General features: G+C 57.3%; 16 protein-coding genes. 13 read left to right on the forward strand and 3 right to left on the reverse strand.

Annotation, left to right across the window (positions count from 1 at the left end; genetic code table 11):
• Positions 1 to 7 precede the first annotated feature (7 nt).
• The 4 genes from ACZ6J2_RS02750 to ACZ6J2_RS02765 are packed head-to-tail and all read left to right on the forward strand — an operon-like array spanning position 8 to position 3,828.
• A complete protein-coding gene (locus ACZ6J2_RS02750) occupies positions 8 to 1,030 on the forward strand; it encodes an ABC transporter permease (RefSeq protein ID WP_471724719.1) in 1,023 nt (340 codons plus the stop codon).
• On the forward strand, positions 1,027 to 1,920 hold the full coding sequence (gene ddpC / locus ACZ6J2_RS02755) for a D,D-dipeptide ABC transporter permease (protein ID WP_262769880.1): 894 nt from the start codon (positions 1,027 to 1,029) through the stop codon (positions 1,918 to 1,920). Before ACZ6J2_RS02750 ends, ddpC begins: the two co-directional genes overlap by 4 nt.
• On the forward strand, positions 1,920 to 2,906 hold the full coding sequence (locus tag ACZ6J2_RS02760; RefSeq protein WP_471724720.1) for an ABC transporter ATP-binding protein: 987 nt from the start codon (positions 1,920 to 1,922) through the stop codon (positions 2,904 to 2,906). The genes ddpC and ACZ6J2_RS02760 overlap by 1 nt, the downstream gene beginning before the upstream one ends.
• Complete coding sequence (locus tag ACZ6J2_RS02765; RefSeq protein ID WP_471724721.1) at positions 2,899 to 3,828, forward strand: oligopeptide/dipeptide ABC transporter ATP-binding protein; 930 nt, start codon at positions 2,899 to 2,901, stop codon at positions 3,826 to 3,828. Before ACZ6J2_RS02760 ends, ACZ6J2_RS02765 begins: the two co-directional genes overlap by 8 nt.
• Here the strand turns inward: ACZ6J2_RS02765 and ACZ6J2_RS02770 are convergent.
• The gene (locus ACZ6J2_RS02770; protein ID WP_047647659.1) at positions 3,825 to 4,574 is read right to left on the reverse strand and encodes an SDR family NAD(P)-dependent oxidoreductase; all 750 of its coding nucleotides are present in this window, start codon (positions 4,572 to 4,574) and stop codon (positions 3,825 to 3,827) included. The two genes, ACZ6J2_RS02765 and ACZ6J2_RS02770, sit on opposite strands and share 4 nt — an antisense overlap.
• A 133-nt stretch (positions 4,575 to 4,707) precedes the next feature.
• Here ACZ6J2_RS02770 and ACZ6J2_RS02775 point away from each other — a divergent pair, with 133 nt between their 5' ends.
• Entirely contained in the window at positions 4,708 to 5,613 is a 906-nt protein-coding gene (locus ACZ6J2_RS02775) for a LysR family transcriptional regulator (RefSeq protein WP_471724722.1), read from the forward strand.
• Between the two features lie 23 nt (positions 5,614 to 5,636).
• On the opposite strand, the gene ACZ6J2_RS02780 is transcribed toward ACZ6J2_RS02775, so the two are convergent.
• Positions 5,637 to 6,065 carry an OsmC family protein gene (locus tag ACZ6J2_RS02780; RefSeq protein ID WP_023311893.1) on the reverse strand — a complete coding sequence of 143 codons (429 nt, stop codon included), beginning with the start codon at positions 6,063 to 6,065 and terminating at the stop codon, positions 5,637 to 5,639.
• 115 nt (positions 6,066 to 6,180) lie between these two features.
• On the opposite strand from ACZ6J2_RS02780, the gene ACZ6J2_RS02785 reads away from it, so the two are divergent.
• Complete coding sequence (locus ACZ6J2_RS02785; RefSeq protein ID WP_447753479.1) at positions 6,181 to 7,140, forward strand: hypothetical protein; 960 nt, start codon at positions 6,181 to 6,183, stop codon at positions 7,138 to 7,140.
• Between the two features lie 7 nt (positions 7,141 to 7,147).
• Here ACZ6J2_RS02785 and ACZ6J2_RS02790 read toward each other — a convergent pair whose 3' ends face one another.
• Positions 7,148 to 8,023 carry a LysR family transcriptional regulator gene (locus tag ACZ6J2_RS02790; RefSeq protein ID WP_471724723.1) on the reverse strand — a complete coding sequence of 292 codons (876 nt, stop codon included), beginning with the start codon at positions 8,021 to 8,023 and terminating at the stop codon, positions 7,148 to 7,150.
• 110 nt (positions 8,024 to 8,133) lie between these two features.
• Between ACZ6J2_RS02790 and ACZ6J2_RS02795 the strand changes: the two genes are divergently transcribed.
• The 7 genes from ACZ6J2_RS02795 (at position 8,134) to ACZ6J2_RS02825 (ending at position 14,989) form a co-directional block, all read left to right on the forward strand.
• A complete protein-coding gene (locus ACZ6J2_RS02795; protein ID WP_471724724.1) occupies positions 8,134 to 8,985 on the forward strand; it encodes a Vmh family MBL fold metallo-hydrolase in 852 nt (283 codons plus the stop codon).
• Between the two features lie 232 nt (positions 8,986 to 9,217).
• Positions 9,218 to 9,433 carry a biofilm-dependent modulation protein gene (gene bdm / locus ACZ6J2_RS02800; RefSeq protein WP_013096534.1) on the forward strand — a complete coding sequence of 72 codons (216 nt, stop codon included), beginning with the start codon at positions 9,218 to 9,220 and terminating at the stop codon, positions 9,431 to 9,433.
• A gap of 95 nt (positions 9,434 to 9,528) precedes the next feature.
• Positions 9,529 to 9,666 (forward strand): stationary-phase-induced ribosome-associated protein, encoded by a 138-nt coding sequence (gene sra, locus ACZ6J2_RS02805; RefSeq protein WP_008501714.1) that lies wholly within the window; start codon positions 9,529 to 9,531, stop codon positions 9,664 to 9,666.
• Positions 9,667 to 9,842: 176 nt separating this feature from the next.
• Positions 9,843 to 11,540 (forward strand): NAD-dependent malic enzyme, encoded by a 1,698-nt coding sequence (locus ACZ6J2_RS02810; RefSeq protein ID WP_471724726.1) that lies wholly within the window; start codon positions 9,843 to 9,845, stop codon positions 11,538 to 11,540.
• 248 nt (positions 11,541 to 11,788) lie between these two features.
• Positions 11,789 to 12,274 carry an Hcp family type VI secretion system effector gene (locus tag ACZ6J2_RS02815; RefSeq protein ID WP_471724727.1) on the forward strand — a complete coding sequence of 162 codons (486 nt, stop codon included), beginning with the start codon at positions 11,789 to 11,791 and terminating at the stop codon, positions 12,272 to 12,274.
• Entirely contained in the window at positions 12,271 to 12,753 is a 483-nt protein-coding gene (locus tag ACZ6J2_RS02820; RefSeq protein WP_471724728.1) for a DUF2778 domain-containing protein, read from the forward strand. The genes ACZ6J2_RS02815 and ACZ6J2_RS02820 overlap by 4 nt, the downstream gene beginning before the upstream one ends.
• A 523-nt stretch (positions 12,754 to 13,276) precedes the next feature.
• Positions 13,277 to 14,989: an ABC-F family ATP-binding cassette domain-containing protein gene (locus tag ACZ6J2_RS02825; protein ID WP_471724729.1), complete on the forward strand. Its 1,713-nt coding sequence runs from the start codon at positions 13,277 to 13,279 to the stop codon at positions 14,987 to 14,989.
• Positions 14,990 to 15,094: the final 105 nt, after the last annotated feature.

Raw genomic sequence — 15,094 nt, forward strand, 5'->3', positions numbered from 1 at the left:
AAAGCGTATGACGTTCTGGAGCATAGTGCGCCAGCGCTGCTGGGGGTTAATCCTGGTGGTGGCCGGTGTCTGTATTATCACCTTTATTATTTCACACCTGATCCCCGGCGATCCGGCTCGTCTGCTGGCCGGCGACCGCGCCAGCGACGAAATCGTGCAGAACATCCGCCTGCAGTTAGGGCTGGACCAGCCCCTGTATGTGCAGTTTGGCCGCTACGTGGACGCTCTGGCGCACGGTGATTTAGGCACGTCCATCCGCACCGGACGCCCGGTCGCGGAAGACCTGAAGGCCTTTTTCCCCGCCACGCTGGAGCTGGCCTTTTGTTCTCTGCTGCTGGCGCTGGTCATCGGCGTGCCGCTGGGGATTTTATCGGCGGTGTACCGCAACCGCTGGCTGGATCACCTGGTGCGTTTAATGGCGATGACCGGGATCTCCACGCCGGCCTTCTGGCTTGGGCTGGGCGTCATCGTGCTGTTCTACGGGCACCTGCAGATCCTCCCGGGCGGCGGCAGGCTGGACGACTGGCTCGATCCGCCGACGCACGTCACCGGGTTTTATCTGCTGGACGCGCTGCTGGAGGGCAACGGTGAGGTCTTTTTCAACGCGCTTCAGCACCTGATTTTACCCTCGCTGACGCTGGCGTTTGTTCACCTGGGGATCGTGGCGCGCCAGGTTCGTTCGGCGATGCTGGAGCAGCTCAGCGAGGACTACATCCGCACCGCGCGCGCCAGCGGCCTGCCCGGCTGGTACATCGTCCTGCGCTACGCCCTGCCGAATGCGATGATCCCGTCCATTACCGTGCTCGGGCTGGCGCTGGGCGATCTGCTTTACGGCGCCGTGCTGACCGAAACCGTCTTTGCCTGGCCGGGCATGGGCGCCTGGGTGGTGACGTCCATTCAGGCGCTCGATTTCCCTGCCGTGATGGGCTTTGCCGTCGTCGTTTCGCTGGCCTACGTGCTGGTTAATCTGGTGGTCGATCTGCTTTACCTGTGGATTGACCCGCGAATCGGGCGCGGAGGTGCCGAATGATGTTAACGCAGGAAACGCCCGTCCCGGCTAAAACCGCCGGACAACGCATCAACTGGGCAAAGCTGTTCTGGATGCTGCGTCAAAGCCCGCTCACGATCGTTGGCGGCGTCATTATGATTGCGATGCTCTTTCTGATGGTGGCCTCACCGTGGATTGTGCCGCATGAACCGAACGCGCTGGATCTGACCGCCCGCCTGCAGGCGCCTTCTGCGCAACACTGGTTTGGTACCGATGAGGTGGGACGCGACCTGTTCAGCCGCGTGCTGACGGGCAGCCAGCAGTCGATTACCGCCGGGCTGGCGGTGGTGGCGATTGCGGGCGGCATAGGCTCACTGCTGGGCTGTTTGTCCGGCGTACTGGGCGGGCGCGGCGACGCCATCATCATGCGGGTGATGGACATCATGCTCTCCATTCCCTCCCTGGTGCTGACCATGGCGCTGGCCGCCGCGCTCGGTCCGAGCCTGTTCAACGCCATGCTGGCGATTGCGATTGTCCGCATCCCGTTTTACGTCCGCCTGGCGCGCGGGCAAACCCTGGTGGTGCGCCAGTTTACCTACGTTCAGGCCGCCCGCACGTTTGGCGCGTCCCGCTGGCATTTGATCCGCTGGCATATCCTGCGCAACGCCCTGCCGCCGCTGATTGTGCAGGCTTCGCTGGACATCGGCAGCGCCATTCTGATGGCCGCCACGCTGGGGTTTATCGGCCTGGGCGCGCAGCAGCCCACCGCCGAATGGGGGGCGATGGTGGCCGTTGGCCGTAACTACGTGCTGGACCAGTGGTGGTACTGCGCCTTTCCCGGTGCGGCGATTTTGATTACCGCCGTGGGCTTTAACCTGTTTGGCGACGGTATCCGCGATCTGCTGGATCCGAAATCGGGAGGAAAACAGTAATGACCGAACCGGTATTACGTATTGAGGACCTGCACCTGAGCTTCCCGATTTTTCGCGGAGAGGTCCACGCGCTGAACCACGTCTCGCTGGAGATCGGCAGGGGCGAAATTGTCGGCGTGGTGGGCGAGTCGGGGTCGGGCAAATCCGTGACCGCCATGCTCGCCATGCGGCTGCTGCCGGAAGGAAGCTACCGCATTCATCACGGTCAGGTGAAGTTACTCGGTGAAAACGTCCTGACGGCGTCCGAGAAGCAGCTTCGCCAGTGGCGCGGTGCACGAGTGGCGATGATTTTTCAGGAGCCCATGACCGCCCTCAACCCGACGCGGCGGATTGGCAAACAGATGGTGGAGGTGATCCGCCAGCATCAGCCGCTTTCGCGGCGCGAGGCGCAGCAGAAGGCGATTACCCTGCTGGAAGAGATGCAAATCCCGGACGCGAAGCAGGTCATGGAGCGTTATCCGTTTGAACTCTCCGGCGGCATGCGTCAGCGGGTGATGATCGCCCTTGCCTTCTCCTGCGAGCCGGAGCTGATCATCGCCGACGAACCGACCACCGCGCTGGACGTTACCGTCCAGCTCCAGGTGCTGCGATTGCTGAAGCATAAGGCGCGGGCCAGCGGTACCTCGGTGCTGTTTATCAGCCACGATATGGCCGTGGTGTCGCAGCTCTGCGACAGAATGTACGTGATGTATGCCGGGAGCGTGATCGAGAGCGGTGCCACGCAAACGCTGATCCACCGACCCGTGCATCCCTACTCCATCGGCCTTCTGCGGTGCGCGCCGGAAAACGGCCAGCCGCGCGACCTGCTTCCCGCCATCCCCGGCACGGTGCCCAACCTCAGCCAGCTTCCGCAGGGTTGCGCCTTCCGCGAGCGCTGCTTTGCCGTCGGAGCGAAATGCAGCGAAACGCCGCGCTTACAGCCCAATGGCGCAGAAGGCCAACAGGCTGCCTGCTGGTATCCACAACGGGAGAAACACCATGTCTGATGTACTGCTGGAACTGGATAGCGTGCACGTGAACTTTGCGGCGCGCAAAAACTGGCTGGGGCGCGTAACGGAACAGGTCCATGCCCTCAACGGGCTCGATCTGCAGATCCGTCGGGGAGAAACGCTGGGTATCGTCGGGGAATCCGGCTGCGGGAAAAGCACGCTGGCCCAGCTGCTGATGGGCATGCTTAAGCCCAGCACAGGCGCGTGCCAGCGGGCGCACCACGCGGGCGGCATGCAGATGGTGTTTCAGGATCCGCTCTCCTCGCTCGATCCGCGATTGCCGGTCTGGCGCATCATCACCGAGCCGGTGTGGGTGCAAAAACGCAGCAGCGAGCGCGAGCGCCGTCAGCTGGCGGAGGATCTGGTGCTGCAGGTGGGCATTCGCCCGGAATACCTCGACAGGCTTCCGCACGCCTTCTCCGGCGGCCAGCGCCAGCGCATCGCCATCGCCCGGGCGCTCTCGTCCGATCCCGATATTATCGTGCTTGATGAACCCACCAGCGCGCTGGATATCTCCGTGCAGGCGCAAATCCTCAACCTGCTGGTGAACCTGCAGCAGCAGCGTAATCTGACCTACGTGTTAATTTCGCATAACGTTTCGGTAGTCAGACACATGAGCGACCGGGTGGCGGTGATGTACCTCGGGCAGATTGTGGAGCTGGGCGGCGCCGCGCAGGTGCTTGGCGAGCCGCGCCATCCCTATACCCGTCTGTTGCTCGACTCGGTTCCCCGCACCGGTGAACCGCTGGATGAAAATCTGGCCTTACGCAAAACGGAGCTTCCCGGCAACCGTCATCTGCCCGAAGGCTGTTTTTTCCGCGACCGTTGTCCGATGGCAACGCAGGGGTGTGAGCGTCCCCAACCGTTACAGCCCTCACGCGAGGGCCATAACGTCCGATGCTGGCGCAGTCTGGATTAGATTTGGGCCATCCCGCCGTCCACAAACAGCTCGATGGCGTTAATAAAGCTGGCCGCGTCGGAGGCCAGAAACGCCACCGCTTTACCCACCTCGCCCGGCGCGCCTAAGCGCCCCAGCGGTACCTGCGCGGCCAGCGCGTCGTACAGCCCCTGACGGTGTTCTTCCGGCACCAGATCGCCGAGACCTGGCGTTTTGATCGGGCCCGGGCTCACCACGTTGACGCGGATCCCGCGGCCCTGCAAATCCAGCGCCCAGGAGCGGGCAAAGTTGCGCACGGCGGCCTTGCTGGCGCTGTAGACGCTGAAGTTGGCCGTCCCTTTAATGGACACCGTCGAGCCGGTCAGAATAATCGACGATCCGGCGGAGAGCAGCGGCAGCGCCTTCTGCACCGTAAACAGCACCCCGCGGACGTTGGTGCCGAAAATACGGTCAAACTGCTCTTCGGTGATCGCGCCCAGCGGCAGCATATCGCCGCCACCGGCATTGGCGAACAGGATATCAAGACGGCCTTCATCTTTGGCTATCCGGGCATAAACCTCATCCAGATCGGCAAGCTTTGAGACGTCAGCGCGAATACCCACGGCGTCAGAAGCAATCTCTGCTACCGCGGCGTCCAGTTCGGCCTGACGACGCCCGGTGATGTACACCTTCGCGCCCTGCGCCGCCAGCTCCTGCGCCGTGGCAAGACCAATACCGGTGCTGCCGCCGGTGACCAGTGCGATTTTTCCTGAGAGAGTCGTGTTCATGTCATTTACCTTTTGTTGGGTTTGCGGTGCGCGCTTTCGCTCGCGTTGAACAAACTTTAGCCCTTGCGGCATTAGTGAAAAATGGGCAAAAATGAAAATGACTATTCACATACAGAAATAATCAGAGGTCATCATGGACCAGCTCATGGCGATGCGCGCCTTTACGCGGGTCGTGGAATCCGGCAGCTTTACCCGCGCGGCGGACTCGCTGAATATGCCGATCGCCACGCTGAGCAAGCTGGTTAAATCGCTAGAGTCGCACCTGGAGATACGCCTTCTGCACCGCACCACTCGCCGGGTGGTCGCGACGCCTGAAGGGACGGAATACTATGAAAAAGCGCTCAGGGTCTTGATAGATATCGAAGATATCGACACCTCGTTTCGCGTTTCCCGCGCGACGCCAAAAGGGCATTTGCGGGTTGACGTGGGAGGATCCACCGCCCGGGACGTGCTCATCCCCCTGCTTCCGGAATTTATGCAGCGCTACCCGGAGATCCGCATCGACCTTGGCGTGGCCGACCGGCCGGTCGATCTCATCAGCGGTAACGTAGACTGCGTGATCCGCGGCGGGCCGCTGGACGACTCGACCCTCATCGCCCGTCATCTCGGTAACGCCGAAATGGTCACCTGCGCGACGCCGGGTTATCTGAAAAATCACGGCGTTCCGGCCTATCCGCAGGAGCTGCGCAACGGCCACAAGCTGATTAGCTATCTCTCGCCCGTCACCGGACGGCCGTTTCCGTTTCGCTTCCGGCAGAACGGCGAGGCGCTGGAAATCAACATTCCGCACTATCTCGGCGTCAATGAAAGTAATGCCCATCTGGCGGCTGCCGCGGCGGGGCTGGGGATCGTTCAAACCTTTGAGTATTCGGCAAAGGCGTATTTGCAGGCGGGAACGCTGGCGGCGATCCTGGGCGACTGGCGCCCTGCCGCCTATCCGTTTCATGTGGTTTACCCGCAGAACCGGCATTTGACGCACAGGCTGAAGGTTTTTATCGCCTGGCTGGCGGAGGTGTTCCCCGCCGCGCTGAAGGGGTAGCCGGGCGCGAACCCGGCTGGGGCTTAGTTAAGCTTATAGTCCAGCGTAATCTCAGCTTTCAGGAGCTGCGAGACCGGACAGCCCGCTTTTGCTTTCTGAATAATGCCGTCGAACTGCTGTGGGGCGATGCCGGGAACGGTCACCTTGCTTTTCAGGGCAACCTTAGTGATGGCAAAGCCGCCGTCGGTTTTATCCAGAGAGACGTCCGCGGTGGTATCAATGGAATCGGCGGTATAGCCCGCTTCCCCGAGCATCAGCGACAGCGCCATTGAGAAGCAGGCCGCATGTGCCGCGCCAATCAGCTCTTCGGGGTTAGTCCCCTTTTCACCCTCAAAGCGGGTATTGAAACCATAAGGCTGCTGATTGAGAACGCCGCTCTCGGTGGAAACCGTTCCTTTTCCGCGCTTAATGTCGCCAGACCAGTGTGCCGAACCGTGCTTATGAATAGTCATTCTTGCTCTCCTTTTGGCTTACAAAGGGTTAAGTATAGACTACGCATCTGCCCCTCCCTGGAACACAGACAATTCCAGGACTTTCGCCTGCTGTACCGACAAAAAGGATAATACTATGGCGCTAAAAATCAGGATGGCCGTTGCCGTCACCACGCTGGCTCTGTCGCTCTCTTCACTGGCAAAAACGCCGGAGAATTTTATCTATACCAGCTCCGGCGATCTCGACGCGGCGTTTCCGCTCGTTGCGCGAAGCGATATCGGCGGCGTGCAGATCGTTTACAACTGGCGCCTGCTGGAACCCGAGAAGGACAGCTATGACTTCTCGCGGATTGAGCAGGATCTGGCGCGCGTTAAGGCCGCCGGAAAAAAACTCTTTATTCAAATCCAGGATCGTTTCTTTGAGCCGGACGCCCGCTACGTTCCGGACTATCTGATGCACGACACGCAGTACGGTGGCGGGATTGCGCCGCAGTTCGATAATCCCGGCGAAGGCAAGCCGGTCGGTTCAGGATGGGTGGCACGTCAGTGGGATCCCGCCGTGCGCCAGCGCTACCAGGCACTGCTGGCCGCCCTCGCGAAACGCTTTGATGGCGAGGTGTATGGGGTAAACCTGCCTGAAACCGCCATTGATCTCGACGAAAAAAATCCGCCCGTCGGGTTTACCTGCGACGGCTATTTCGCGGGTGAAATGGAAAACCTGGCCTTTGCGCGAAAGGCTTTTCAGAAATCACACGTGGTGCAGTACGTGAACTTCTGGCCGTGCGAATGGGATAACGACCACAACTACATGGGGCGTCTGTTTGCGTATGCCAGCGCCAACAACATCGGCCTGGGTGGGCCGGACATTGTTCCCAACCGCAAGGCACACATGAAGAATGCCTATCCCTTCTTCCATAAAAATAAACAGACGCTGCCGCTCATCGCCATGGCGGTTCAGGAGCCGACCCTGACCTATAAGGATCCTCAGACCGGAAAACCGTTCACCAAAGCGGAATTTGTCCGCTTCGGCGAAAGTTATCTCGGTGCCGATATTATTTTCTGGAGCACGACGTCTCCCTGGCTAAAGGCGAAGTAATCCCTTCTTATGCCAGGTAGCGCGACAGTTCGTCAAGGAACACGCGCAGCGCGGCAGGCTGGTATTCCCGGGACTGATAAATGCCATGGATAGCAAGCGCTTTCGGCTCAAGCGCCTCCAGCACCGGCACCAGCAATCCCTGTTCCAGCGCGGCAGACGCTTCGCGCTCCGGCAGCATGGCGATACCGCAGTGCTTGATCGCTGCGTCCATCAACAGCGAAGAGATGCTGGCGCTCAGGTTGCCGCTGACGGCCACGCTCAGGCTTTCCCCTTCCGGCGTCAGAAAGTGCCAGGACTGCCCGGCGAAAAAGCTGTAGTGCAGACAGTTATGCTGCGCTAATTCTTCAGGGCTGACGGGGATACCGTGCTGTGCCAGGTACTCCGGCGAGGCGCAAAGCACCGAGCGACACTCCCCCAGCCGGCGGGCAATCATGCCGGGTTCGGGGTTGTCGGTAATGCGCACGGCGACGTCAATGCGCTCTCCCACCAGGCTGACCGGGTGGTTATTCACGTCCAGCTCGATGCGCAGCTGCGGGTAGCGCAAGAGCAGACCGGGCAGGACCGGCGCAATCAGGTGCATGGCGGTAAAATGGGCGCAGGCCACCCGCAGCGTTCCGGACGGCAGATCTTTCTCCGACTGGCCCTCGATTTCCTGCGAAATCTGCGAGAGCGTCCGCGTTTTTTGCAGCACCTTTTCCCCTGCCGCGGTCAGCGTCAGCTTGCGCGTGGAGCGGTTTACCAGCCGCGTTCCCGCCCACTTCTCCATTTGTTCAAGATAGCGGCTCACCATCGGTCGGGAAATGCCCAACGCGCGGGCCGCCGCGCTCAAACTGCCCAGCTCGCATATCCGGTTGTAGACCTGAGCGGCGATAACGCGATCCATAAAAGCTCCATTTGCTCGATTTATGAAACTAAGCATGTCTTGTTTCAGGAATTCTGGCAAATGCGAATATCCGTACAATAGACACATTCCTGAACAACTGAGACAACAGCATGAAATTCACTCACCTTGCCCTGCTTTCCACCCTTTTCACGCCGGCGATTTTTGCCGCGCCGTTAACCATTGATACCTATAACCCGCAGGAAAAAGGCATTTTCCCGGTCTCCTCCACGCTGGTTTCCGGCCCGAAAGAGGCGGTGCTGTTTGACGCGCAGTTCAGCGTGAAGGATGGCGAAGCGCTGGTAGAAAAAATCCGCCGCAGCGGTAAAACCCTGAATAAGATTGTGATCACCTCCGGCGATCCGGATTTCTATTTTGGCCTGCAGCCGCTGGTCAAAGCCTTCCCGAATGCCAAAGTGGTGGCCACGCAGCATGTGGTTGACCATATTAAAGCCACCAAAGATGCCAAGCTCGCCTTCTGGGGGCCGCAGATGAAGGACGGCGCACCAACGGAGCTGGTTGTCCCGCAGGTGCTTGCCTCCACCACGTTCATGGTTGACGGGGAAAAGGTCGATATCGAGCAGCCAGACAGCTACGCGGCCTATGTGTGGATCCCGTCAGCAAAAACGATCCTCGGCGGCACCGGGGTAGCCTGGGGTATTCACGTCTGGACGGCAGACACCCAGACGCCGGAAAGCCGCAAGCAGTGGCAGGAAACGCTGGAGAATATGGCCGCGCATAAACCTGAGCGCGTAATCCCGGGCCACTATCTGGGCACCCCACCAGCGGGCACTGGCGCGATTGAGTTTACCCGCGACTATCTGCAGCGCTTTGAAAAGGCTTTAGCCGCGCATAAAGATTCCGCAGGCGTTATCAATACCCTGAAAAAACAGTATCCGGGCCTGGCGGATGAAAGCTCGCTGGAATTAAGCGCCAAAGTGAATACTGGCGAAATGAAGTGGTAATTTAAAAACGGCTCCTGCTATATTTCCGCGATAGCAGGAGCCCCGCCAAAATATCCCCGCCGTTACCCGTCGATATAGCCACACCTTTTAAAAGTGCATAAAAGCATGCACTTATGTCATTTTTATTTCTAAGATGAATCTGAACCACAACCGGGAAAATATTTGCCATTCTGTTTATGAATTAAATTTTTTGCGAGCCGTACCATTAAACAGACAACGACACGGAGGCAGCATGTTTACTTATTACCCGGCTAATACCGCAGCAGCACAACCTGAACTCGTTAACGCGATTGCGCAGGGTCTTCACGCCGAGCACGGTGCTGTGACTGAAGATGACATTTTGATGGAACTGACCAAATGGGTGGAATCCACGGATAATGACATCCTCAGTGACATCTACCAGCAGACTATTAACTACGTCGTCAGCGGGCAAAACGCACCCTTGTAAAAACCTGCTAAGCTGGATCTGCAACCTAAGGGGTTACATTTCGTTTGCGTAAGCAAACTGGTCCTTAAAACTATCAACAGGATTGAGGAGTTAACATGAAATCGAACCGTCAGGCACGCCATATTCTGGGACTGAACTACAAGCTTTCAAATCAGCGTAAAGTGGTGATTGAAGGCGACCACGAAACGCAGGTCACGCACGCCACCGGCAGAAAACGCCACGCCGGCAAGTAAGTTCCAGACTGAGATCCAGAACACCATCGGTAATCCCGATGGTGTTTTTGTTTATGTGTTGCGGTAATTAATATTTAGCTCCTTTATAATACCGCCTGACCGCACCCCATCGCACAGGCCAGAAAGATGACAAACAGCAGTGTCAGGGACGGATCTTCATAAAAAGAGTGAGTGACATGGACAACAAACTGAAAAAACATCGTTCCTTATACATCCCATACGCCGGACCGGTTTTACTCGAATTCCCCCTGCTCAACAAAGGCAGCGCCTTCAGCATGGAAGAGCGCAGCAGCTTTAACCTGCTGGGTTTACTGCCCGAAGTGGTTGAAACCATTGAAGAACAGGCGGAGCGCGCGTGGATCCAGTATCAGGGTTTCAAAACCGAAATCGACAAGCACATCTACCTGCGCAACATTCAGGACACCAATGAAACCCTCTTCTATCGCCTGGTGCAGAACCATCTCGAAGAGATGATGCCGGTGATCTACACCCCGACGGTGGGTGCGGCCTGCGAGCGTTTCTCAGAGATCTACCGTCGTTCACGCGGGGTATTCATCTCCTATCAGAACCGCCACAACATGGACGATATTCTGCAGAACGTGCCGAACCACAATATCAAAGTGATTGTGGTGACCGACGGCGAACGTATTCTCGGCCTCGGCGACCAGGGCATTGGCGGGATGGGGATCCCAATCGGTAAACTCTCTCTCTACACCGCCTGCGGCGGCATCAGCCCGGCGTATACCCTGCCGGTGGTGCTGGACGTCGGGACCAACAACCAGCAGTTGCTCAACGATCCGCTCTATATGGGCTGGCGCCATCCGCGCATTACCGACGACGAGTATTATCAGTTTGTCGACGACTTCATCCAGGCCGTGAAACACCGCTGGCCGGACGTTCTGCTGCAGTTTGAAGACTTCGCGCAGAAAAACGCGATGCCGCTGCTGAACCGCTATCGCGATGAAATCTGCTCCTTTAACGACGACATCCAGGGCACCGCAGCCGTGACCGTAGGTACGCTTATCGCCGCCAGCCGCGCAGCCGGCAGCCAGCTGAGCTACCAGAAAATCGTCTTCCTGGGCGCAGGCTCTGCGGGCTGTGGCATCGCCGAGCAGATCATCGCCCAGACGCAGCGCGAAGGCTTAAGCGAAGAGCTGGCCCGCTCCCGCGTCTTTATGGTTGACCGTTTCGGCCTGCTGACCGACGCTATGCCGAACCTGCTGCCGTTCCAGAACAAGCTGGTGCAGAAGCGCGATAACCTGAAAAACTGGGATACCGACAACGAAGTCCTTTCCCTGCTGGACGTGGTGCGCAACGTGAAGCCAGATATTCTGATCGGCGTTTCCGGGCAAACCGGCCTCTTCACCGAAGAGATCATTCGCGAGATGCACAAGCACTGCGAGCGCCCTATCGTGATGCCGCTTTCCAACCCGACCTCCCGCGTGGAAGCGACGCCGCAGGACATCATCGCCTGGACCGAAGGTAACGCGCTGGTCGCGACCGGCAGCCCGTTCGACCCGGTGGTGTGGAAGGATAAAACCTATCCGATCGCCCAGTGCAACAACTCATACATCTTCCCGGGTATTGGGCTGGGCGTGATCGCTTCCGGCGCGTCCCGCATTACCGATGAGATGCTGATGTCGGCGAGCGAAACCCTCGCGGGCTACTCGCCGCTGGTCACCAACGGTGAAGGGCTGGTGCTGCCGGAGCTGAAAGACATTCACAAGGTGTCGCGCGCTATCGCGTTTGCGGTAGGTAAAATGGCGCAGCAGCAGGGCGTGGCGGTGAAAACCTCTGCCGACGCGCTGCAGCAGGCCATCGACGACAACTTCTGGAAGCCTGAATACCGCAGCTATCGTCGTACCTCGATTTAATCCGCTACGACCGTTTCCTCTCCTCAAAAGGGAGAGGGAATGTCAACACCCTCCTCCCTTTATTCTCTTTGCCGCTTCTACAGTATTCCCCTGACCTTTATTTAAAAAATCAATACTCCGACAATAATTCATATCTCATTGAAATATAAATATTTTGCATAACATTTTTTGCCTAATAAACAGTTTCTTTTAAAGGTTGAGTAACGTTCCGCATCACTAAATTCATTAATTGAAAAAGGAGTTTTGAAATGGCAATTCCGGCTTACCTTTGGCTTAAAGATGACGGCGGCGCAGATATCAAAGGCGCTGTTGATGTACAAGATCGCGAGGGAAGTATCGAGATATTAGGGTTCGGTCATGGGCTGCATCTGCCAACAGATAACATGACAGGAAAAATAACGGGTACGCGCGTTCATAGTGCGCTGGTATTTGAAAAGGAGTTTGACAGTTCTAGCCCTTACTTATACAAGGCCGTGGCAAAAGGCCAAACGCTGAAAAGTGCCGAGTTTAAGTGGTACAAGATCGACGACGCGGGTCAGGAAGTCGAATACTTCAACATGTACCTGGAGAACGTTAAAGTTGTCTCAATATGCCCGGTAATGCATGACGTAAAAAATCCAGCGATGGAAAAACATAACCATCTTGAAAATATTTCCCTACGTTATGAGAAAATCACGTGGCGGCATTGTGACGGTAACATCATCTTCGCTGATTCATGGAATGACCGTTCATGAATCTCCTGCAATGCTATTTCCACCTCAACGGCGGTAAGTACGCAACACTGTCTGTGCCCGGAGTGGGTTTTTTCCCAGCATTTTCGGGGAATGGCAATGCAACAAATCGTCCCGAAAGCGCGTCTCTACCCGACATAGGCCCTCTCCCTCCGGGCCGATATTACATACTATTACGTGGATTAGGTGGTTGGTATACTCAAACAAAGGACAGTGTAAATGCATTTTTCACGGGTTCCAATCGGAGCGAGTGGTTTGCTTTATATCGCGATGACGGATTGATAAATGATGAGACTTTTGTGAACGGTATAAGGCGAGGAGAATTCAGATTGCACCCTATCGGACCATCTGGATTAAGTAAGGGATGTATCACGCTTTACAGTCAGGGCGATTTTAAGGTTCTGGCATCAGCCTTGCTACGAACGGGAGGGCAACAACTGGGAAACTATATGATTGCTCATGGCGTTGTGCAGGTTTATTAATGAAGGTGATACTACTGGCACTGCTATGGTGTACGGCAGTGTTTCTTTCACTACTCACACTATATAAAGTTATTCCACCGGAAGCGCAGTACTCTTTTGCGGAGCATTTTAAAATATATGGCGACGAATTGATCATGGATTTCGTTCTGTACCTTTTTTTAGGTGTTTCCGCATTCATTGCGTCAGTTCTCACACTAGCCCTGTATGTTCTTATACGGAAAAAATAATTCTGGGCAGCACTGCTGCCCCTCTGTTTGGTATATGCAGGAAAACGTTGTATAGTGATAGTCACCTACAAACTCATAACATATAAGGAGGCCAATTATGCTGTATCGTGAAATTTTCAATGTTTCACATACATTTGGTGATCGCACCAGCTCAAGCGTTATCGGTATCGTGCTGCGATAACTTCTGCTTGAGCGAAGACACCAACCCCTGAAATCCCTTCTCTCGGGCTTACTGAGTTATCGTCAGCGATGTTTGACGAGGCATAAACATGCCTGTAACTCTTGGGTAAGCAACAATGAGCACTTTACTCACTGCACAATCTTTACGCGTTGATACGGCGTTTGGCACGCTCTTCGACTCACTCTCCTTTACGCTGAAAAAAGGCGACCGCATTGGCCTGCTGGGCGACAACGGCTGCGGCAAAAGCACGCTGCTGAAGGTGCTGGACGGCACTGACTCCCCCGCCGCCGGAACGGTCGCGCTGGCCGGGCACTGCCTGATGGCGCGCGTGGAGCAACATCTCCCGGACGCCATTTTCCCGCTTACCATGCTGGATGCCGTACTCGCACAGCTGCCTTTAGCCGAGCGCGATAGCCTGCGCTGGAAAGCCGAAACGCTGCTGGCAGGCATGGGCTTCACGCCGCAGGATATGGCGCTGCAATCCGCCACGCTGAGCGGCGGGCAGCACACCCGCCTGCTGCTGGCGCGGGCGCTGATTCATGAGCCGGATCTGCTCCTGCTCGATGAACCCAGCAACCACCTTGATTTGCCGACCATGCTCTGGCTGGAACACTTTCTGCAGAACTGGTCAGGCAGCTTCGTGCTGGTCTCGCACGACCGACAGCTGCTGGATGCCGTCACTAACGGCAGCTGGATCCTGCGCGATAAAACGCTGCACTACTTCGCCCTTCCCTGCACGGACGCCCGCAAGGCGCTAGAAGCAAAGGATGAAAGCGACGCGCAGCGCCACAAGGCGGAGCAAAAGGAGATCGACCGCGTAACCGCCAGCGCGAAGCGGCTGGCGACCTGGGGCAAGGTTTACGACAACGAAGATCTTGCCCGCAAAGCCAAACAGATGGAAAAACAGGTCGAACGGCTGAAGGAGAGCCAGACGGCGCTCACGGCAGGCAGCCCGTGGACGTTAACCCTGCGCGGCGACGCGCTGCGGGCCGACCGTTTGCTGGAGATGGAAAACCTCAGCGTCCCGCCTGCGCCCGGGCTACCGCCGCTGTTTAACATCGAAATGGCGCGGCTAAAAAGCGGCGATCGCGTGGCGATTGTCGGTCGTAACGGCTGCGGCAAATCGTCGCTGATGAGGCTTATCTGGCAACAGTTTGCTGATGAGTCCGCAGACAGCGGGTTGAAAATCCATCCGCGCGTCTCGCCAGGCTATTACGATCAAACGCTGAATCAGCTGCCGGATGACGCCACGCTGCTCGACGCGCTGGAGCCTTTCGCACCGGATCCGCAGAACCGCAAAATGGCGCTGATAAGCGCGGGTTTCCCGTGGGCACGTCACGGGCAAACGGTCAGCACGCTCAGCGGCGGCGAACGCTCGCGCCTGCTGTTCGTTGGCCTGACGCTTGCCCGCTATAGCCTGCTGATGCTGGATGAGCCGACCAACCACCTCGACATGGAAGGCAAAGAGGCGCTGGCGCAAACCCTCCAGCAGTTTGAAGGCGGCGTTCTGCTGGTCAGCCACGACCGTCAGTTAATTAGCCAAAGCTGCAACCGTTTCTGGCTGATTGAAGAGGGAAAGCTGAGCGAGTGGCACGATGCAGAAGCGGTGTTTGAGCGCCTGCGTGAAAGCGCGGGGCTGGCGACATCCACCGCGCCCGCCATCGACGCGGCGACGGTTCAACCCTCGCCGTATGACGATCTGCTCGAACGGCTGGTCGCGCTGGAAGCGCTGCTGGAAGACGATCTGGCGCGTAAGCCGAAGCATCAAAAGCCGCAGCTGCAGGCGCAATGGCGTAAAGAGATTGAGGAGATAGAGGCACAACTGTAAGTCTGCGCCCGGCGAGTCTCTCGTCGGGCCAGTATTTTCCCCCTAAATTATTAGAGGAACGCCGTATTCTTATTCTGAAAATGGATTAAATAATGACATTATGTT

It is taken from the genome of Enterobacter sp. E14S (assembly GCF_055666685.1).